Raw genomic sequence first — 21,235 nt, forward strand, 5'->3', positions numbered from 1 at the left:
AGCGCCCCGTCACACGTCGATGCCAAACTCCTTGATCTTGCGGTAGATCGTCGCGCGGGACACCCCGAGGGCCTTGGCGGCGTCGGCCTTGTTGCGGTCGTTCTCCGACAGGCTGCGGACGATCGCGTCGCGTTCGATGGCCTCCAGGCGGGTGAGCTTGCGCCTGCTCACCGAGCGGCACTCGTTGGGCAGTTCGTCGATGCCGATGACGCCGGAGCGTTGGCGAGTCAGCGTCTCCGCCAACACGTTTCGCAGCTGCGCGACGTTGCCCGGCCACGGCATTCTGCCCAGCTGTCGCATCGCAAGACCGTCCAAGCGAACTGGTCCGGACGCCAATTCGTGAAGGAGCATCGGCACGAGCTGGTCGAGGTCCTCGATCCGGTGCCGCAACGCCGGGACGGTCACGGTGTGCGTGAAGAAGGGCAGCACCAGAGTGTCCACCAACGGGGAGTTCCGCTCGGTGCTCGTGGTGGCGGCGATCCAGCCTCGCCCGGCGCGCGCCTGCAGCACCGCGGCCAGGGGCTCGAGCATCCCGTCGTCGAGTTCGTCGACGTCGGCGACGATGACGGCGAAGTCGGCGGCGTCGGTCTCCAGCTCCAGCTCGGCGACGAAGTCGTCGGCGGTGTCGAAGTCGTCCGCGCGAAGGATGGCGACCGTGCGCTCGGGGGAGACGAAGCGCGCGACCGACTGCCCCAGGCGTGTCCGGCCCGATCCCCGCTCACCTTCGAGCACCACCCATTCCCGATCGCGGTAGCACCGTTCGACCTGCTGGCAGCTACGGCGAAACGAGCTGCTGCGCCCGGCAAGACCGGGGATCGACTGGCCCACTCCTCGCACCGGGGTGCTCGCCGTGACGTGTAACGAGACGTGGAACACCACGCTGTCGTCGCGGATGCCGGTGGCGATGCGCTCGGCCGCCGAGATCTTCACCGACACACCGCTGGGCAGAGAGGCCACGGCGGTCGAGCTCAACGAGGCGCGCGTCATGTCCGCCGCATGGTCCAGCAGGACGGTCTGATCGGCCGCGTCCAGGGTCTGGCGGAGGTAGGGATTCATCAGCACGACGTCGCCGCCGATGGCCAGGACTCCGGCCGGATAGCGGCGACTTTGCTTCAGGTAGGCCTCGAGCAGCGCCGTCTCGGTTTCGTTCTTCACCGCGTTCATGCGGTCCTCGATCTGGCTGCCCGCACTCTTGGCGAGCACGAAGAGCAGCGGATCGGCCTGATTCGCCCAACACGTCAGGTCGATGACGCCGACGATCCGTCGGGTGATGGGCTCGCGGATCGGCGAGCCGGCGCACGCGAGCCGACCCAGGGTGCCCACGTAGTGCTCGCTGCCGCGGATGAACGCCGGCCGCCCGGTCTCCAGAGCGGTTCCGATGCCGTTGGTGCCGGCGAATTCTTCGGCGTAGCTGTAACCCCGGGCCAGGTGGACGTCGTCCAGCATTCGCGCCATGTCGGAATTCGCGGCGATCCGGTCGAGGACGAGACCGTCGGCCGAGGTCAGGACCACACTCACGGCCTGCTCGGAGAGGTCGTCGGCGATCCGTCGCAGAATCGGCGCGGCCGCGTGCGCCAGCGGCGTGTCGGTGTCCGGGTCGCGCAGGTAGGGCAGGTCGACGCGGTCGGGATGCACGTGCAGCTCACGCGAGCGGCGCCAGGAACTGAGCACGTTCGGTCTGACGGCGTCTTCGTTCAACGCCCCGGCGGCGAGAAATTGTTCTCTGGCCAGGCGCGCGTCCAGTGCGGTGTCGTCATCTTTGACCACGGTGGCTGTACCTCGGTCCTGCATTGACTGCACCGAAAGTCTAGGGACGAACGCAGGACGTGGCGTCTCAATTTGAGAATGACGCCGAGCGACCACCCCGGCGTCGTCCACGTTCGTCCCAGTGTGATGCGCGTCTCAAACTGAGACCCATATGAGCCACCTCACGAGGTTCCATCGGTGTCGCGTCGTCCCCAGCCCGGCGGACGACTGGCCCATCTATCAGGAGGCTCGTGTTGAGTAGACAAAGCCTGACCAAGGCGCACGCGAAGATCAGTGAACTGACCTGGGAGCCGACGTTCGCCACGCCGGCCACCCGCTTCGGCACCGACTACACCTTCGAGAAGGCGCCCAAGAAGGATCCGCTCAAGCAGATCATGCGGTCCTACTTCTCGATGGAGGAGGAGAAGGACAACCGCGTCTACGGCGCCATGGACGGCGCCATCCGCGGCAACATGTTCCGCCAGGTGCAGCAGCGCTGGCTGGAATGGCAGAAGCTCTTCCTGTCGATCATCCCGTTCCCGGAGATCTCGGCGGCTCGGGCGATGCCGATGGCCATCGACGCGGTGCCCAACCCGGAGATCCACAACGGGCTCGCGGTGCAGATGATCGACGAAGTACGGCATTCGACGATTCAGATGAATCTGAAGAAGCTGTACATGAACAACTACATCGACCCGGCCGGGTTCGACATGACGGAGAAGGCGTTCGCGAACAACTACGCGGGCACGATCGGCCGGCAGTTCGGTGAGGGCTTCATCACCGGCGACGCCATCACCGCGGCCAACATCTACCTCACGGTGGTCGCCGAAACCGCCTTCACCAACACCCTCTTCGTGGCCATGCCCGACGAGGCGGCGGCCAACGGCGACTATCTGCTGCCGACGGTGTTCCACTCGGTGCAGTCCGACGAGTCACGGCACATCTCTAACGGCTACTCGATTCTGTTGATGGCGTTGGCCGACGAGCGCAACCGTCCGCTGCTGGAACGCGATCTGCGCTACGCCTGGTGGAACAACCACTGCGTGGTGGACGCCGCCATCGGCACCTTCATCGAGTACGGCACCAAGGACCGGCGCAAGGACCGGGAGAGCTACGCCGAGATGTGGCGACGCTGGATCTACGACGACTACTACCGCAGTTACCTTCTGCCACTGGAGAAGTACGGCCTCACCATCCCGCACGACCTGGTCGAGGAGGCGTGGAAGCGCATCACCGAGAAGGGCTACGTGCACGAGGTCGCCCGGTTCTTCGCCACCGGCTGGCCGGTCAACTACTGGCGCATCGACACCATGACCGACACCGACTTCGAGTGGTTCGAGCACAAGTACCCGGGCTGGTACTCCAAGTACGGCAAGTGGTGGGAGGCCTACAACCGCCTCGCCTACCCGGGCCGCAACAAGCCCATCGCCTTCGAGGAGGTGGGCTACGAGTACCCGCACCGCTGCTGGACGTGCATGGTGCCGGCACTGATCCGCGAGGACATGATCGTCGAGAAGGTCGACGGGCAGTGGAAGACGTACTGCTCGGAGACCTGCTACTGGACCGACGCGGTCGCCTTCCGCGGCGAGTACGAGGGCCGGGACACCCCGAACATGGGGCGTCTCACCGGTTTCCGCGAGTGGGAGACGCTGCACCACGGCAAGGACCTCGCCGACATCGTCACCGATCTCGGCTACGTCCGCGACGACGGCAAGACACTGGTGGGTCAGCCGCACCTGAATCTGGATCCGTCGAAGATGTGGACCCTGGACGACGTGCGCGGCAACACGTTCAACAGTCCGAACGTGCTGCTGAACCAGATGTCGGACGCCGAACGTGAGGCCCACGTCGCGGCCTACCGCGCCGGCGCAACGGTCTAACCCACGCGATTTCGGCGTGATTGGTCGCCCTGACTGGCACCAATCACGCCGAAATCGCCAGAAAGGAACACGTGGATTCGCACAAGATCACCTTCGACCCGGTGAACCTCGAGATGGACGTCCGCGAGGACGAGAACATTCTGGACGCCGCCTTCCGTCAGGGCATCCACCTCATGCACGGGTGCCGCGAAGGCCGCTGTTCGGCCTGCAAGTCCTACGTTCTCGACGGCGAGATTCAGATGGAGAACTACTCCACCTTCGCCTGCAACGACTCGGAGGTCGACGACGGGTTCGTGTTGCTGTGCCGCTCTCGTGCGTTCAGTGACTGCACCATCGAGCTGCTCAACTTCGACGAGGACGAACTCCTCGGTGGGATCCCGATTCAGGACGTCCGCACCGAGGTGCTGGGCGTCGAACCCGTGACCCGCGACATCGTGTCGCTTCGGCTCAAGCCGGTCGAGCCCGGCAAGTTCGACTTCAAGCCCGGTCAATACGCCGACCTGCACATCCCGGGCACCGACGAGCACCGCTCGTTCTCGATGGCCACCACCCAAACCTCGAGCGATCGGGTCGAGTTCCTGATCAAGAAGTACCCCGGCGGCAAGTTCTCGGCGCTGCTCGACGGCGACATCGGGGTCGGCGACCAGATCGCCCTCACCGGTCCCTACGGGTCGTTCACGCTCAAGGACGGGCACGTCCTACCGGTGGTGTGCATCGGCGGCGGTGCCGGCATGGCGCCGATCCTGTCCCTGCTGCGCCACATGCACAAGACCGAGAACACCCGGCCGGTGCGGTTCTACTACGGGGCACGCACCGCCGGCGATCTGTTCTACCTCGACGAGATCGCGGAACTGGGCAAGGGCCTCAAGGACTTCCGGTTCGTTGCGTGCCTGTCCGAATCCGCCGACGGCGTCGACGACGACGCGGTAACCGTCGAGGAGGGCATGGTCACCGACGTCGTCGCGCGCCACGAAGCGTCGATCGCCAAGACCGAGGTGTACCTGTGCGGCCCGCCTCCCATGGTCGACGCGGCGCTGGTCTACCTCGACGCCAACTCGGTACCCAAGGACCAAGTCTTCTACGACAGTTTCACCAGCCCCCTGTTCGACTAGCGAGAGGAACCCCGGATGTCCACCCCCGAGAAGACCAAGGAACGCAGCTTCCCGAAGATCGAGTTCACCGACTCCGAAGCCGGTGCGAAGACCTTTCCCAGTTCCAAGAGCCGCAACTACTCCTACTTCACACCGGCCAAGCTGCGCGCCACGATGTACGAGGACGTCACCGTCGACGTGCAGCCCGACCCGGACCGCCACCTGACCCAGGGGTGGATCTACGGCTTCGGCGACGGACCAGGCGGATACCCGAAGGACTGGACGACGGCCAAGTCCTCCAACTGGCATGCCTTCCTCGACCCCAACGAGGAATGGAACCAGACGATCTTCCGCAACAACGCCGCGGTCGTGCGTCAGGTGGAGCTGTGCCTCAAGAATGCCAAGCGGGCGCGGGTGTACGACGGGTGGAATTCGGCCTGGTTGACCTTCGTCGAACGCAACGTCGGCGCGTGGATGCACGCCGAGAACGGTTTGGCGCTGCACGTCTTCACCTCGATTCAACGCTCCGGGCCCACGAACATGATCAACACCGCGGTGGCCGTCAACGCCGCACACAAGATGCGCTTCGCCCAGGACCTCGCGTTGTTCAACCTGGACCTGTCCGAGGCGACCGATTCGTTCGACGGCAGCGCCCACAAGGCGGTGTGGCAGGAGGCGCCCGAATGGCAACCAATCCGCAGAGTCGTCGAAGAGCTGACGGCAGTGGGGGATTGGTGTCAGCTGCTGTTCGCCACCAACATCGTCTTCGAACAGCTGGTGGGATCGTTGTTCCGTAGCGAATTGGTCATGCAGATCGCCGCCCGCAACGGCGACTACATCACCCCGACCATCGTCGGCACCGGGGAGCACGACTACGACCGCGACCTCAACTACACCCGGAACCTGTTCCGCCTGTTGACCCGCGACGAGGAATACGGTGCGGCGAACAAGGCCCTGTTCGCGGAGTGGCTGACCATCTGGGTGCCGCGCTGCCTGACGGCCGCCCGTGCCCTGCAACCGATTTGGTCGACCCCGGCCGACAAGGCGGTGACGTTTGCCCACAGCCTGGACGCCGCGATCGGCAAGTTCACCGCCCTGCTACACGAAATCGAGCTCGACGTTCCCGAGGAGTTGACCAAATGACCATGCAATTCGGATCGGCCACCGAGTTCTCCAACATGTGCGGCGTGACCCTGATGAACACCCCGGTCGGACGTGTCGTCGCCGAGGTGATGGGCGCCAAGGAGGGCGTCGAACTCACCGAATATCCGTCGATGATCCGCGTCGACGGGGTGCGGCTGCTGAACTTCGACTACGACGAACTCACCGAGGCTCTCGGCGAGGAGTTCGACGGCTCGATCTTCGAGGAGATCAGTTCCACGCACTACGGGCGAATGGTGCATCTCGACGACAAGACCATGCTGTTCGCCAGCCCTGAGGACGCCGCCGAGTACATCGGCTTCGATCTGACGGCGACGGCGGGCGAGCCCTCGTGAAGGCGCTGGTGTTCCACGGCCCGGGTTCGAAGTCGTGGACGGAGGTTCCAGACGCGCAGGTGGTCGACCCGACCGACGTCGTGGTCCGCGTCGACACGACCACGATTTGTGGAACCGACCTGCACATCCTCAAGGGCGACGTGCCGGCGGTCACCCCAGGACGTGTCCTGGGACACGAGGCCGTGGGCACCGTCACCGAGATTGGTTCGGCAATCACTGATTTGACCGTCGGGGACCGCGTCCTGGTGCCCGCCATCACCAGCTGTGGGAAGTGTGGACCGTGCAGGTCCGCGATGCCGTCGCATTGTGCGACGGTGGGTGGTATCGGTTGGATCTTCGGTCACCTGATCGACGGCACTCAGGCCGAATTGGTGCGGGTGCCCTACGCCGAGACCAGTGTGCACCTGCTGCCCGAGGAGGTGACCGACGACGAGGCGATCTTCCTCGCGGACGTCCTGCCCACCGGCTTCGAGATGGGTGTGCAGAATGCGGCCGTCCGACCCGGGGACACGGTCGTGGTGGTCGGCGCCGGACCCATCGGCCTCGCGGCGATCCAGACGGCCGGACTATACGGTGCCGCAACGGTCATCGCCGTGGACGTCTCGGAGTCCCGGCTGAAGCGGTCCATCGCCTTCGGCGCCGACATGACGATCAACGGCGAGCGCGAAGACGTTCGGGAGCGGGTCCTGGAGATCACCAACGGCGTGGGCGCCCACGTCGCCATCGAAGCGGTCGGCATACCGGAGACGTTCGAGGTGTGCACCCAGTTGGTCCGCCCGGGTGGTCGCATCGCCAACGTCGGCGTGCACGGCAAACCGGTGACGCTGCACCTGGAAGACCTGTGGATCAAGAACATCACGTTGACCACCGGCCTGGTCAACGGAACCACGGTGGGGACCCTGCTAGACCTGTTGGCGCACGGCAAGATCGACGCCGGTGCCTTCGGCACCCATTCCTTCCACCTCGACCACATGGTGGACGCCTACGAGGTATTCGCCAATGCGGACACCCACGACGCCTTGAAGGTCGTCATCTCCCGGTAGCCGCCGTCGCACCCCATCCCCGAGATCGACCCGAATCCTCAACCACTGAACAGGAACTCATCGCCATGGCCAAGGAACTTCGCTTCAACTCAGATGCCCGCGCTCGACTGGAACAGGGCGTCAACGCCCTCGCCGACGCGGTCAAGGTCACCATCGGCCCCAAGGGCCGCAACGCCATCCTGGAGAAGTTGACCGGTCCCCCCACCATCACCAACGACGGTGTCACGATCGCCCGGGAGATCCAGCTGCGAGACCCGTTCGCCAACATGGGCGCCCAGTTGGTCAAGGAAGTGGCGATGAAGACCAACGGACGGGTCGGCGACGGCACCACCACGGCCACGGTGCTGGCGCAGGCCATGGTGCGCGAGGGGTTGCGCGCGGTGGAGGCCGGCGCCAACCCGATGCGACTGCGCCGCGGCATCGAACGCGCCGTGCCGGTCGTCGTCGACGCGTTGCGCGAGCACACCGTTGCGGTTCAGAGTGGGGATCTGCATCGCATCGCTTCCCTGGCCGCCAGCGACGACGAGGCCATCGGCGACGTCATCTCCCGGGCCATCGAGCACGTCGGCCTCACGGGTGTGGTCACTACCGACGAAAGCGAGATCCCGGGCCTGGACGTCAGCGTCGTCGACGGCATCGGATTCGATCACGGGTACATCTCCGGTTACATGATCACCGACCACGAGCGCATGGAGGCCGTGCTCGACAATCCGCTGATCCTGTTGACCAACAAGAAGATCAGCCAAGTTCAGGACATCATGCCAACCATCGAGGTGGCCAAGCGCGCCGATCGTCCGCTCCTGGTCGTCGCCGAGGACGTCGACGGTCCTGCTCTGCAGCTCCTCGTCGGGGGGAACATGCACAAGACCATGCAGTCGGTCGTCGTGCGTGCACCCGGCTTCGGGCACCGCCGTGTGGCCGAACTCGAGGATCTCGCGGTGGCGCTGGGAGGGCACGTCATCGCCAAGGACACCGGCATCGAACTCAGTGAGATCACGCGCGAACACCTCGGGTCGTGTGACCGAGCCACGGCCACCGAGGACGACACCACCCTCATCGGAGCGCACGGCGAACAGCACCTGGTCGACGCGCGGGTCGGTCAACTCGAGGTGCAACGTGAACGCGCCAAGCTCGACGCCGATCAGGACATGCTCGACGTCCGCATCGCCAGGCTGACCGGCCGGGTCGCCGTCATCCGCGTCGGCGGTGCGACGAGCGTGGAGCTCAAGGAACGCATGCTTCGCGTCGAAGACGCCCTGGCGGCCACTCGGGCCGCACTGGAGGCCGGCATCGTCGCCGGCGGTGGCACCGCGCTGGCTCAGGCGCACCGCGCGTTGAGCATGACGGAGCTCGTCGGGGACGAGGCCGTGGGGCGTGACGTGGTTCGCCGCGCCCTCGCCGAACCCCTGCGATGGATCGCAATCAACGCCGGGTTCGAAGGTGACGACGTCGTGGACGTCGTCGTCGACCTGCCGCTGGGGCACGGCTTCAACGCGCTGACCGGTGAATACGGCGACATGTTCGACGAGGGCATCATCGACCCGTTTCAGGTCACCCGCGCGGCGCTGGAGAGCGCGGCGTCCATTGCCGCGCTGCTGATCACCACCGAAACCGCGATCGTGGAGGAGATCGTCGGCCAACCCGGTTCGATCATGGCCCCCGGATTTGGGGACCTCGCGGAGGGGATGGTCCGCCCGTCCAACATCTACTAGGAGCCGTCCCGCGGCGCGTCGGCCGTCACTGGAAGTCACACCCCGGGTTGGGCGCACCGTCGGCAGTGGGGGTGCCCGCCGGGTCGACCGTGTCCTTGGACCAGGGCACCCGAAAGGGCCGTCAGCGCAACGGATATGACGATCGTCAAGGCGTCGTGCTCGCGGGGTGGGCGCTGCGGGACTCCGGTGGCCCGGGATGACCGCCACGTGAATCCTTCGGCGCGGGGCAAGCCTTCACGACGGGGTGACCAGGAAGCCGTCGGCGCCCGGGCGCCGTGACGCCCAGCGGGGTCCATCACACGGCGGGTGATGTTTGGGGCTCGCCCCGGCGTCGGACGGCGTGCACGATGATGCCTAGGGAGAACCTGCCGCACCGTTGGGGAATGGGGAGCACGTCGTGAACCACGTCGAGGTACTGGTGACCGGATTGCTGCTGGCCGTCGCCGCGTTGGGTGCGCTGGCCTGCAGGCTCTCGGTGCCGTACCCCATCATGCTGGTGATCGGCGGCGCCGCGTTCGGCTTCATCCCCGGACTTCCCGAAGTGAGGCTGGAACCCGAACTCGTCCTCGCGCTGTTCCTGCCACCCCTGTTGTACAAGTCGTCGATCTACGCCAACTTCGACGACTTCCGAACCAACCTTCGCGGGCTGACGTTGAGCACCGTGGTGCTGGTCCTGGTCACGATGACCGGCGTTGCCGCGGCGGCGCACACGATGATCCCCGGCATGTCATGGCAGACCGCGTTCGTGCTGGGCGCCATCCTGTCCCCGACGGATCCGGTGGCGGCCGCCGCGATCATGCACCGCCTCGAGGCCCCCCGAAGGTTGGTCAGCAGCATCGAGGGAGAGGGGTTGTTCAACGACGCCACCGCGCTGGTGGCCTACCGGGTGGCCGTCGCCGCGACGGTCGCGGGGGCGTTCTCACTCGCCGAGGCCGGCCTGCGGTTCGTGTTCGGGGTGGTCGTCGGCGTGGCCATCGGCGTCGCCGTCGGATTGATGTCGGCGTGGGTGCGCCGGCACATCAGTGACCCGCAGATCAGCGTCACCATCTCCCTGCTCACCGGGTACGCGGCGTTCCTCCCGGCCCAGGCCGTCGACGCGTCCGGCGTGTTGGCCACCGTCGCCGCGGGGATCGTCATGGCGATTCGGAGTCCGGAGGTGCTCGATGCCCGGCCACGACTGCAGGGCTACTTCGTCTGGGACATCGTCGACTTCCTCATCAACGCAACGCTGTTCGTCATGACCGGACTCCAGCTCCGGACGATCGTCGAGGGCCTGGACGACTACTCGCCCGGCGCGCTCGCCCTCTACGCCGTGGTCGTGACCGCCGCCGTGGTGGTCATCCGGCTGGCCTGGTTCTTCGCCGTTCCGTCGCTCACCGAGATGGTCGACCGACGGTCGGGGCGCGGGCAGCGCCGCCTCAGTGCGTCGTGGCGGATGATCTTGGCGTGGAGTGGCATGCGTGGGGCGGTGTCCCTGGCCGTCGCGCTGGCACTACCGCTCGTCGTCGGCAACGGCTCGGCCTTCCCGCAGCGCGATCTCGTCGTGTTCCTCACGTTCACCGTCATCTTCTTCACCCTGGTGGTGCAGGGACTGACGCTGCCTGCGCTGGTACGCCGGCTCGACCCCGGGGACGACGACCAGGACACCGACGAGGAGATCCGGGCCCGGCTGGTCGCCGCCAAGGCGGCGCTGGCCGAGATCGAGACGCTCGGCGCCGAGGAGTGGACCAGGGGTGACACCGCCGAGCGCATGCGGGGCCTCTACGAGTACCGGGCCCGCCGTTTCGCGGCGCGGCTGGGCAAGATCGAGGACGACGGTTACGAGGACCGGTCCCAGGCCTATCAGGAAATGGTGAGGCTGGTGCTGCAGGCGCAACGGGACGCGTTGATCACGATGCGTCGAGAAGGACGGCTGTCCAACGAGGTACTCAACCGGGTGCTGCAGGACCTCGACCTCGAGGAGTCGCGCCTCGAAGCCACCTAATGCGTCGGCGTACCTCCGGCGGGCAACGGGCGCGTCGCGGTGAAGAACGACAATGCCACGGCGACGGCACCGATCAGGGCCGCGGCGACGAAGGCGGCGTGCACACCGGGCATGTCCGGCGCGCCACCCGAAGCGGAGGCCTTGGCCATCACCGTCACGAACAGCGCGGTGCCCGCCGCGCCGGCGACCTGTTGCAGGGTGGTCATGATGGCGCTGCCGTGCGAGTACAGGCGGTCGGGCAGTGCGCTGAGCGCGTCGGTCATCAGCGGGGTGAACATCATCGACAGTCCCACCATCATGATCGTCTGCAAGACGACGAGTTCCCAGATCGGTGTTCGTGCCGACAGCATCGCAAACCCGCACAGCGACAGGAACAACAGCATCGAACCGGGGACCACGAGTCGTCGGGCGCCGTGGCGGTCGTAGACCCGCCCGACCAAGGGTCCCGCCAGGCCCATCAACAGTCCTCCGGGCAGGCTCGTCAGGCCGGCGGCCAACGCGCTCTTGCCCAACACGTCCTGCACGTAGAGCGGCCCCATGATGATCGCGCCAAAGAGGCCGGTGAACCCGATGACCACCAGCCCCACCGACACCGAGAACCGGCGGTAGGTGAACGGCCGCAGGTCGAGAAACGCGCGATCGTCACGCTGCAATTGCAGCTGCCGCGCACCGAAGAGCACCATCGCCACGGCACCGGCGCAGAGCGGCACCCACGCCGGTACGGCCGAACCGCCGTGACCGGGGGCGCCCAGTTCCGAGAGCCCGAACACCAAGCCCGCGAACGCGATCGCCGACAGTGGCACCGAGAGGGGATCGATGCGGGTGGGTTGCTCCCGCTCGTCGGCGACGCGCAGCCACGCCACGCCCGCCAGAAGCCCGAGCAACGCGATGGGCAGCACGATCCAGAACATCCACCGCCAGTTCAGCGATCCGAGGATGAAACCGGACAGGGTGGGTCCCACGGCGGGTGCGACGGCGATGACGATCGAAATGGTGCCCATGGTCTGGCCACGGCGCTCCGCCGGGATCAGCTTCATGACGGTCGTCATCAGCAGCGGCACCATGACCGCGGTGCCACATGCCTGCACGATGCGGCCGGCCAGCAGCACGGGGAAGCCGGGGGCCAAAGCCGCCACCAGCGTGCCCGCACAGAACAGTGACATCGACGCCACGAAGATGGCCCGAACCGGGAAGCGCTGCAGCAGTGATCCCGACATCGGGATCACCACGGCCATGGTCAGCAGGAAGCCACTGGTCAGCCATTGCGCCGTGCGAGCGGGAATGTCCAGGTCGACGATCAACACGGGAAGCGCGACGCTCATGATCGTCTCGTTGAGGATCATGACGAAGGCGGAGAACACCAGCAGCGCGATGACGACGCCCGCGCCGGGCAACGCCCTCGGGTGGGCCACGGATCGTTCTCGGGTACTCAATGCACGCTCCCTGGATGACCGCACTTCGTTAGTGCGGCTACCAAGGGTAGGCGCGGATCACCGCTCGGACCCAACCGCCACTTCGGACATGTCGCCAAGGGCGGCGTGCAACTGGTTGCGTCGCGTGATCCCCAGCTTGGGAAACACCTTGTACAGATGCGCTGCGACCGTGCGGTGCGACAGGTAGATGCGGTCGGCGATCTCGCGGTTGGTCATCCCCGACGCGGCCATGTGGGCAATCTGCAGTTCCTGTGATGTCAGGATGACCGCCGCAGCAGTTCCGGCCTGCGACAGCGACGCGGTGCCGCCGGCAGCGCGCAGTTCGCTCGCCGCTCGGTTGGCAAAGGACGTCGTCCCGGCGGTGTCGAAGGCGGTGAAGGCGACCGAGAGGTGCGCGCGGGCGTCCACGATGCGACGGCGGCGACGCAGCCACTCTCCGAAGAGGAGATGCGTGCGGGCCGCCTCCAAGTCAGCGGCGGGACCGCGTTGCGCCGCCACCGACGCGGTGAAGTGATGCTCGGCGTCGACGTCGCACCGGGCGACCAGGGCGTGGGCTCGGTGCACGAGAAAGCTGTTCACGCTAAGCGCATTGGCTTGTTCCTCGGTGGCGGTGACGAGCGGTCGAACCGCTTCGGCGCGACCGCAGCCGGCGGCCGCCTCGGCGATGTCGGCGATCGCCCACCGCGTGCTGGTGCGATGCAGCGACATCTTCAGTAGATGGTCGATGGCTTCGGCGTGGTTCGCCTCGCACAACGCCGCGAACCCGGCCGCCCAGTGGACGTCGTCGTGCCACAGCATCGTGGGGTCGCGGGCCAGCCACTGACGGGCGCGGTCGAGCGTGTGCCGGGCCTGATCCGGTTGCCCGAGCCACGCCTGGGCACGGGAGAGGATTGCCGCGGCCGATCCGGACGTCACCGGCAGGTTCATTGCCGTGGCCATGCGCAGGGCGTTCTCCGCGCTCGTGATGGCGGCGCGAACCCGCCCCTGGGTCAACAGGATGTTCGCTGCGCCGCGCAGCCCCTCGCATTCATTGGCCGGCGAGCCGCTCGCGCGAGCCTGCCTCTGCACGTTGGCGTAGCACTTCAGGGCGTTGTCCCGATCGGCGACCGCCTCGGCGGCCATGCCCAGTGACAGCAGGAGCAGCGGCTGGTCCTCGGCCGCAGCGATCAGATGCGGTAGCTGGGCCCGCACGTGCGCGCCCTCGCCGACGTCGTCGACCAACGCCAGGCCGATGGCGAGCAGCGGATCCGACGGATCGTCGGCGCGGCGGATGGCTGCGACGACGTCCAGGCGGGATTCCTCCGCCAAGCCATGCATGCGACATTCGATTGCGGCCGCCCACAACAATTTCCGCTGCCGCGGATCTCCGTCGACCTGCTTGCCCGCCAGCGCGAGGAGTTCGCTCGCCGTCGGCCCGGGGATCGCCGCGGTCGCGTTGAGGACGAACCGCGTGACGGCCAACTCGGTGCCGGTGGCACCCGACTCGGCGAGCGGCTGAGCCTCCTCAAGAATTCTGATGGCCTCCTCGATCAGCCCCGAACTCCGCGCCACGTCGGCGGCGGCGGCCAACCGTTCGACGCGACGGTCGAGCGCGGGAGTCAGCATTGCCGCGCGTCGCAGCGCCGCCGTGGCCTCGGCGCCGGCGCCGCGGGCCCGAGCGCGATCCGCGGCCCGCTCGAGGTCGTCGGCGAGGTCTTCGTCCGGCCCGAACGCCGCTTCGGCCCGATGCCAAGCTGCACTGGTCGGATCGGTGACCGCGTCGGCCAGCGCCCGGTGCACGGTCGACCGCGACGACAGCGCCGCGGCACCGTAGGCGGTCGACCTAATCAGCGGATGCCGTACCCGAATCTTGCCCCCGCGCAGCGTAATCAAGCCGGAGGCTTCCAACGGAGCAAGATGCTCGGCAAAGTCCAAACCGAGACACTTTGCAGCGCTGCTGATTTCGGTCACGACGCCGTCACTCGCCGAAATCAGCAACAGAAGTAGCCGACTTTCGTCGGGCAAGGCGCCAAGCTGGGTCAGGAAGGCACGTTCCACGCGGCGGCTGGTGGGCAAGGGCTCCCCGGCGAAGAGCGCGGCATCGGCACCGTCGTCGCCGAGCGTGGCGGCCAGTTCGATGACTGCCAGGGGATTGCCGTCAGCCTGCTCGAGGACGCGCCGCCGGGCATAGGCGTCTACGTCTCGCGCCACGGTCTTGAGCGTCTCGGCGAGCAGCTCCGCGGCCTGGTCGCGGGCGAGTGGACCCAGCGACAGGCGGGGCAACCCGTCCAGCGGTGGTGTCGAGCCGTCAAGGGGTGTCCGCACGGCACACAGCATCATCAGCGGCGCGTTGGACAGCCGACGCGCGACGAAGGTCAGCACGTCGAGGGTCGACTGGTCCAGCCATTGGGCGTCGTCGACGACCAACAGGAGGCGTCGCCGGCTGGCCGCTTCCTCGAGCAGTCCAAGCACGGCAAGGCCGACCAACAGCCGGTCCGGCGCGGGTCCGTCCTCGAGTCCGAACGCGGTCAGGAGGGCCGACTTCTGACGCGGTGGCAGGGCTGAACCGTGCGCAAGCAGCGGGTGGAGGAGCTCGTGCAGCCCGCCGAACCCGATCTCGGTCTGGCTCTGCATCCCGGAGCAGCCGAGCCTGCCGTACCCGTTGGCCGTCGCCCACAGGATGGCCGCGTCGAGAAGTGTGGACTTGCCGATCCCGGGGTCGCCGTCCACGACCAGCGCCGCGCCGTGGGTGGACACCGCCGCGAGGGACTCGGTGACCATCGCGAGTTCCGTCGCCCGGCCAACCATCACCGGGCCGAAGTTACCAGAGCTGAGTTTGGCACGCCAACCTAGTTATGATGGGCAAATGCGACGCAATGCGTGGTCCGAAGACGTGTGCCCGATCGCGCGCACGATGTCCTTTCTGGGGCAGCCGTGGGCCATGCTGATCCTCCGCGAAGCGCTCCTGGGACGATCGCGGTTCTCGGAGTTTCGCGACCAGCTCGGCGTCGCGTCCGACGTCCTGAGCGCCCGCCTCGGTGAGCTGGTGGCCGGCGGCGTGCTCGAGGTGGTCGACTACCAGGTGGCCGGTGACCGCAGACGCAGCCGGTACGTGCTGACCGATGCCGGGCACGACCTGATCTCGGTGGTTGCGGCGATCGGCCAGTGGGGGCACGTGCACCTCGCCAGGGCCGACAGCAGCGACTACCGCTTCGTCGAGGCGGCCACCGGCGAACCGGTCGGCGTCGCGTTCCGTCGCCGTGACGGTCAGCGCGTGCGCTCGGCAGAGGTCACCCTGGTGGACCGGACCGCGCCCTAGCGGGGACCCGATCGCAGTCATCTGACGGATACCCCGGGGCGGGCCCATCCGCCATCGTGGTCGCATGACGATTACGACTGACCGCACCGCCACGGCGGACGCGCCGAACCAGCGCGTCGACGTCGGCGGTGAGACCCTTGCCTATCGACGCTTCGGCACACCGTCGACCTCGCTGCCGCCGCTGGTGTTGCTGCAGCACTTCCGCGGCAACCTCGACTACTGGGATCCCGCTCTGCTCGACGTGCTGACCGCCGACCGCGAGGTGGTCACCGTGGATCTACCCGGGGTCGGGGGATCCACCGGAACCACCCCGGTCGACGTCACGGCCATGGCCCGCGACGCATTGCGCTTCGTCGACGCCTTGGGTCTCAAGACCGTTGACTTACTTGGGTTTTCACTTGGCGGGCACATCGCCCAGGAGATCGCCCTGGTGCGGCCACGGCTGCCCCGCCGCCTCGTGCTCGCCGGCACTGCCCCGCAGGGCGCCCCTGATCTGCACCGCTGGTCCGACGACGTCTACGAGTATGCCTGCGGAGACGTGATCACCCCGGAGAACTTCTTGGCGCTGTTCTTCTCCGGTTCGGAGACCAGCGTCCAGCGCGGCTGGGAGTACCTGGCCCGCACCCACGCCCGCACCGAAGATCGCGACCCCGAGACCACGCTGGCCTGTCGCGACGCCCAGTATCAGGCGTTGATGACCTGGGGGATTCCGGAATCCTCGAAGCTGGAGCGGCTTTCGGCGATCACGCAGCCCACGCTGGTCGCCAATGGCGACAACGACACCATGATGTCGACGAAGAACAGCTACTTGCTGGCCGAGCGGATTCGAGGGGCTCAGCTGCGCATCTACCCCGACTCCGGCCACGGCTTCCTCGACCAGTACCCGGTCGACTTCGGCCACCACATCCGTCAGTTCCTCGGACGCTGAAGGGCCCACCGTGACAGACCTACTCACCACGACGCTGCAGGCCTACGGGGGCCTCGACCGCTGGAATCAGCTGACGTCGGTCAGCGCCCACAAGCGCTTCGGCGGCGCGATCTGGGACATCAAACAGGTCCCGGGAATCGTCGACGACGGCGAGATCACGGTGTGGTTGAAGGACCAGCGCACCTCGCTGCGGCCGTTCACCGCGCCCGATCTCAAGTCCGCCTACACCCCCGACCGGGTGGGCATCGAGACACTGGACGGTGACGTCGTCGAGGTGCTCGACGACCCGCGCTCGTCGTTCACCGGTCACACCCTCGAAACGCCATGGACGACATTGCAACTGGCGTACTTCACCGGGTACGCCATGTGGACGTACACGGCGGAACCGTTCAACCTGCTGCTCCCCGGGGTGCGCACCGAGGAGGGCGAGCCCTGGACCGAGGACGGCAAGCGGTGGCGACGGTTGCACGTGAGCTATCCCGACACCGTCGCCACCCACAGCCCGCACCAGGTGCTCTACGTCGACGACGACGGCCTGATCCAGCGCCGCGACTACCAGGTCGACATCGCCGGCGGTTCACCCGCAGCCCATTACGTCTCGGACTTCGACGACGTCGCCGGCGTCGTCATACCGCGCACCCGGATGATCTACGTCCGCGACGCCGACAACCACCCGATTCACGAACAACTCGTCGTGTCCATCGAACTCACCGACGTCGTCGTCGACTAACAAGGGAATCCACAGTGTTCAGCCAGTCCGACCAGGCCGAGGACCGTTACGTCGACGGGCCCCTCGGCGAGCGCTTCCACTACCGCCGCTTCGGCACCGACTCGGGCGTGCCGCTGGTGCTGTGCATGCGGCTGCGCGGCACCGTCGACCACTGGGACCCCGCACTTCTCGACGACCTGGCCGCCGAGCGTGAGGTCATCGTGTTCGACAACCGGGGCACCAGTCTCTCCAGCGGTACCGCCCCGACGACCGTCGACGGCCTCGCCGAGGGTGGCATCGCCTTCATCCGGGCACTCGGTCTCGAACGGGTCGACGTCCTGGGCTGGTCGCTCGGCGGCATCGTCGCCCAGGGCATCACCTTCGGCGCACCAGAATTGGTGCGGCGCTTGATCGTCGCCGGCAGCACGCCGGCGGGCGTGCCCGACCAACCCAACCCGTCGGCCAAGGTCGGAGAGATCCTGACCCACGCCGTCAACGACGACGAGGACTATCTGCACCTGTTCTTCCCCGAGACCGAAGGTGCGCGCGCGGCCGGCTTGGCCTCCCTGCGGCGCTTGGACGTTCGGCTGAGCCAGTCCCGCGCCGCGGTTCAGGACGACACCTACCGTGGCCAACTCACGGCCATCGGCGCCTTCGCCGGGTACTACGACCGCCTCGCCGAGCTGACGCTGCCGGTGCTGGTCGCCAACGGTGCCCACGACGTGATGATCAACTCCTACGCCACCTACGCCATGTCCCAGAAGCTGCCCGACGCCAAGGTCGTGCTCTACAGCGACGCCGGGCACGGTTTCCTCTTCCAACACGTCGATGACTTCGCCCACGAAGTCGACCGATTCCTGCGATGAGCACTCTGACCGTCGACGTCTTCACGTCGGACTACAAGCCGATTCCGCACGGCGGCGTCACCGGCTGGGACCAGAGCCGGCAGGCCACGTGGCCGGCGACGACCGCCACGCTGATCAGCGGGCCGCGTCACGCCGTGCTCGTCGACGCCCTGCTGACCATCGCCGAGGGTGAGCGCTTGGCCCGGTGGGTGCCGGAGGTGACCTCGGCGGACCTCGAGCTGATCTACGTCACGCACGGCCACGCCGATCACTTCTTCGGTGCGGGCCCACTGCTCGGGCGGTTCCCGTCGGCCCGCCTGGTGTCACGGCCCGAGGTCGTCGACGAGGCGCGACTCCAAACCACCGACGCGTCCATCGCAACCTGGAACTCGTGGTTCGACGGCCAATTCGATCCCACCGCAACCGTTCCCGAGACCCATCCGCACGGTTCGATCGACCTCGACGGCCACTCGTTGAGGGTGATCGCCGTGGGTGGCGCCGACGGCGTCACCGGAACCGTCGTCCACGTGCCAGAGCTGGACGTCGTCGTCTGCGGGGACATTGCCTACAACGGCATTCACATGTGGTTGTGGGGGTCGACGCCCGAGAGCCGTGCGCAATGGCTGGCATCCCTGGATGCACTGGAGGCGCTAGAACCACGGACGATCATCGCCGGGCACCGCGATCCCGGCGCACCCGACGACGATGCACGCCGCATCCTCGACGAGTCCCGCCGGTACCTCCTCGACTTCGACCGTGCCGTCACCGAGGCGGGCACCGCGGCCGACGTCGTCAACGCCATGATGGCGACGTACGCCCAATTCGGCAATCCCTACACCCTGTACGCGGCGGCGATGACACAGTTCCCGGCATGACCAGGAGAGATCAGTGACAGAAGCGAGCGACGACCGGGCCATTGCGGCCGACCTCGCCGTGATTGGGTTCGGGAAGGGCGCCAAGACGCTGGCCGCCACCCTCGGGCGGCAGGGGCGGCGGGTGGTGATGATCGAACAGTTCGCGCAGATGTACGGCGGCACGTGCATCAACATCGGCTGCGTACCGACGAAGTCCCTTGTCTACCAAGCAGAACAGCTGAGCGAGCGCAGCCCGGCCGCGTACCGCCGGGCGGTGGAGACCGAGCTGGCGCTGACCGCGAAGCTACGGGCGGACAACTTCGCCATGCTCGACGGCATCGAGTCGGTGTCGGTGCTCACCGGGCGGGCCGAATTCGTCGACCCGCACACCGTGCAGGTCACTCTCGTCGACGGCGGCGGCACGGTCGTGGTGTCCGCCGAACACCTCGTCGTCAGCACGGGGTCGCAACCCCGCATCCCCGACGTGCCTGGGCTGACGGACAGCGGCGTGATGGTCACCAGCACCGACCTGCTCGCGACGCCGGAGCTGCCCCGACGTCTCGTGGTCCTCGGCGGCGGTTACGTCGGCCTGGAGTTCGCGGCCATGTACGCCGCCTACGGCTCGGTGGTCACCGTGCTCGAACGTCACGCCCAAATCCTCGGTCAGGAAGACGACGACGTCGCCGCGTGCGCTCGAGACCTGCTGCGCGAGAACGGTGTCACCGTCGTCACCGACGCCGAGGTTCACGAGGTCCGGACCGGCGCGGGCGCACCGGCAACGGTGTCCTACAGCCGGGACGGGGCGCTCGAATCGGTCGACGCCGACGTCATCCTCGTGGCCGCGGGACGGCGGCCGGTCGTCGACGGACTGCGGTTGGACGCGGCGGGCATCGCCCTGACTGACGCCGGGGCGGTGGCCGTGGACGACCACCTGCGCACCAGCCAGCCGCACGTGTTCGCGATGGGCGACGTCAACGGTGGGCCGCAATTCACCTACGTCTCTCTCGACGACTACCGGATCGTGCTCAACCAGCTCGTCGGATCGGGTACGCGCAGCACGACGGACCGAAGGGCCGTGCCGTACACGCTCTTCATGACGCCGCCGCTGGCGCGGGTGGGTCTGACGGAACGCGACGCCCGCGTGGCCGGGCGTCGGGTGCGGGTCGCGGCGTTGCCGGTCGCCTCGATGGCGACGGTGCCGCGGGCGCGCATCGTCGACGAGGCCCGCGGAATGATGAAGGTCGTGGTCGACGCCGACGACGACGCGATTCTGGGCGCGGCCCTGTTGAGCTACGACTCCCACGAGGTGGTCAACGTGGTGTCGCTGGCGATGCGCCACGGCATCACCGCCACGCAGATGCGCGACGAGATCTACACCCACCCGTCCATGACCGAGGCGTTCAACCAACTCCTCGGTGCGCTCGCCTGAGCCGTCGCCTTCCACCGTGCGTGTCCGACGGACGAACGGTCACGAGGGGTGAAGAATCCGATGCGTGTTGGCCGTCGACTTGTTGATCAGGGTGGGATTGGCGACGGTGCTCGGTGTCGTGATCGGCTTCGAACGGCAGTGGCGCTCGAGGATGGCCGGACTGCAGACGATGGCTCTGGTCAGCATGGGGTCGGCTCTGTTTCTCATCCTCAGCGCCTACAGCTTCGACCAGACCGGTGACCGGCTTCGCGTCGCAGCTCAAATCGTTTCGGGGGTGGGGTTTCTCGGCGCCGGCGTCATCATGAAGCAGGGGCTGTCGGTGACGGGGCTCAACACCGCGGCGACGTTGTGGGCGACCGCGGCGGTCGGCGCGCTGGCCGGCGCCTGGATGTGGCGAGAGGCCTTGGCGGGCGCCGCGATCGTGGTGGCCGGAAACTGGTTCCTGCAACCACTGGGGGCCAGGATGGACCGGGCCCACTCGAAGCGACGTGACGCGACGCCGGCCGAATACGTCCTCGAGGTCGTATGCCAACGGGCCGTCGAGGAGGAGCTCAGAGCCCTGCTGTCCGAGGCGATGCCGCCGGCGGCGTTTCAGCTGCGGGCGATTCACCTGGACCGCGCGCAGGGCCCCGACTCGGTGAGACTGCAGGCCGAGTTCCTGACCGCGGCCCGTGACGACGACAGTGCCGTCGACGCCGTCCGGGCACTGAGCCCGCGGCCCGGGGTCACCTCCGTGCGCTGGAGCATCGCCCACGAAAGCGCCGCAGACTGGTCGCGGTGACGTCTC

Annotated in this window: 17 protein-coding genes; 14 read left to right on the plus strand and 3 right to left on the minus strand. The window is 67.3% G+C overall.

Annotation, left to right across the window (positions count from 1 at the left end):
- Positions 1-9: 9 nt before the first annotated feature.
- Positions 10-1,767, minus strand: a complete 1,758-nt coding sequence (locus H7J06_RS18530; RefSeq protein ID WP_264040490.1) for a sigma-54-dependent Fis family transcriptional regulator — start codon at positions 1,765-1,767, stop codon at positions 10-12.
- A gap of 233 nt (positions 1,768-2,000) precedes the next feature.
- Between H7J06_RS18530 and H7J06_RS18535 the strand changes: the two genes are divergently transcribed.
- From H7J06_RS18535 to H7J06_RS18565, 7 genes are all read left to right on the plus strand, one after another.
- Entirely contained in the window at positions 2,001-3,626 is a 1,626-nt protein-coding gene (locus H7J06_RS18535; RefSeq protein WP_264040492.1) for a ferritin family protein, read from the plus strand.
- Positions 3,627-3,697: 71 nt separating this feature from the next.
- Entirely contained in the window at positions 3,698-4,738 is a 1,041-nt protein-coding gene (locus tag H7J06_RS18540; RefSeq protein WP_264040493.1) for a 2Fe-2S iron-sulfur cluster-binding protein, read from the plus strand.
- Positions 4,739-4,753: 15 nt separating this feature from the next.
- Positions 4,754-5,860 carry an aromatic/alkene monooxygenase hydroxylase subunit beta gene (locus tag H7J06_RS18545; protein ID WP_264040494.1) on the plus strand — a complete coding sequence of 369 codons (1,107 nt, stop codon included), beginning with the start codon at positions 4,754-4,756 and terminating at the stop codon, positions 5,858-5,860.
- Positions 5,857-6,213 (plus strand): propane 2-monooxygenase effector subunit MimD, encoded by a 357-nt coding sequence (mimD, locus tag H7J06_RS18550; protein WP_264040495.1) that lies wholly within the window; start codon positions 5,857-5,859, stop codon positions 6,211-6,213. Before H7J06_RS18545 ends, mimD begins: the two co-directional genes overlap by 4 nt.
- Positions 6,210-7,256: a zinc-binding dehydrogenase gene (locus H7J06_RS18555; RefSeq protein WP_264040496.1), complete on the plus strand. Its 1,047-nt coding sequence runs from the start codon at positions 6,210-6,212 to the stop codon at positions 7,254-7,256. The genes mimD and H7J06_RS18555 overlap by 4 nt, the downstream gene beginning before the upstream one ends.
- A gap of 65 nt (positions 7,257-7,321) precedes the next feature.
- Positions 7,322-8,968, plus strand: a complete 1,647-nt coding sequence (groL, locus tag H7J06_RS18560) for a chaperonin GroEL (protein WP_264040497.1) — start codon at positions 7,322-7,324, stop codon at positions 8,966-8,968.
- 397 nt (positions 8,969-9,365) lie between these two features.
- Positions 9,366-10,952: a Na+/H+ antiporter gene (locus tag H7J06_RS18565; protein ID WP_264040499.1), complete on the plus strand. Its 1,587-nt coding sequence runs from the start codon at positions 9,366-9,368 to the stop codon at positions 10,950-10,952.
- Here H7J06_RS18565 and H7J06_RS18570 read toward each other — a convergent pair.
- A complete protein-coding gene (locus tag H7J06_RS18570) occupies positions 10,949-12,385 on the minus strand; it encodes a DHA2 family efflux MFS transporter permease subunit (RefSeq protein WP_264040500.1) in 1,437 nt (478 codons plus the stop codon). The genes H7J06_RS18565 and H7J06_RS18570 overlap by 4 nt on opposite strands.
- 57 nt (positions 12,386-12,442) lie before the next feature.
- Positions 12,443-15,172 carry an ATP-binding protein gene (locus H7J06_RS18575; RefSeq protein ID WP_264040847.1) on the minus strand — a complete coding sequence of 910 codons (2,730 nt, stop codon included), beginning with the start codon at positions 15,170-15,172 and terminating at the stop codon, positions 12,443-12,445.
- Positions 15,173-15,230: 58 nt separating this feature from the next.
- On the opposite strand from H7J06_RS18575, the gene H7J06_RS18580 reads away from it, so the two are divergent.
- The 7 genes from H7J06_RS18580 (at position 15,231) to H7J06_RS18610 (ending at position 21,229) form a co-directional block, all read left to right on the plus strand.
- A complete protein-coding gene (locus tag H7J06_RS18580) occupies positions 15,231-15,683 on the plus strand; it encodes a winged helix-turn-helix transcriptional regulator (protein WP_264040501.1) in 453 nt (150 codons plus the stop codon).
- Positions 15,684-15,747: 64 nt separating this feature from the next.
- On the plus strand, positions 15,748-16,611 hold the full coding sequence (locus H7J06_RS18585; protein WP_264040502.1) for an alpha/beta fold hydrolase: 864 nt from the start codon (positions 15,748-15,750) through the stop codon (positions 16,609-16,611).
- A gap of 10 nt (positions 16,612-16,621) precedes the next feature.
- The gene (locus H7J06_RS18590) at positions 16,622-17,341 is read left to right on the plus strand and encodes a hypothetical protein (protein ID WP_264040503.1); all 720 of its coding nucleotides are present in this window, start codon (positions 16,622-16,624) and stop codon (positions 17,339-17,341) included.
- A 14-nt stretch (positions 17,342-17,355) separates the two neighbouring features.
- Complete coding sequence (locus tag H7J06_RS18595; RefSeq protein WP_264040505.1) at positions 17,356-18,186, plus strand: alpha/beta fold hydrolase; 831 nt, start codon at positions 17,356-17,358, stop codon at positions 18,184-18,186.
- Positions 18,183-19,040, plus strand: a complete 858-nt coding sequence (locus tag H7J06_RS18600; protein ID WP_264040506.1) for an MBL fold metallo-hydrolase — start codon at positions 18,183-18,185, stop codon at positions 19,038-19,040. Before H7J06_RS18595 ends, H7J06_RS18600 begins: the two co-directional genes overlap by 4 nt.
- Before the next feature lie 13 nt (positions 19,041-19,053).
- A complete protein-coding gene (locus tag H7J06_RS32420; RefSeq protein WP_264040507.1) occupies positions 19,054-20,448 on the plus strand; it encodes an FAD-dependent oxidoreductase in 1,395 nt (464 codons plus the stop codon).
- A gap of 64 nt (positions 20,449-20,512) precedes the next feature.
- A complete protein-coding gene (locus H7J06_RS18610) occupies positions 20,513-21,229 on the plus strand; it encodes an MgtC/SapB family protein (protein WP_264040508.1) in 717 nt (238 codons plus the stop codon).
- The last annotated feature ends 6 nt before the right edge of the window (positions 21,230-21,235 follow it).

This window comes from Mycolicibacterium hodleri (genome assembly GCF_025822245.1).
GTDB classification, from domain to species: domain Bacteria; phylum Actinomycetota; class Actinomycetes; order Mycobacteriales; family Mycobacteriaceae; genus Mycobacterium; species Mycobacterium hodleri.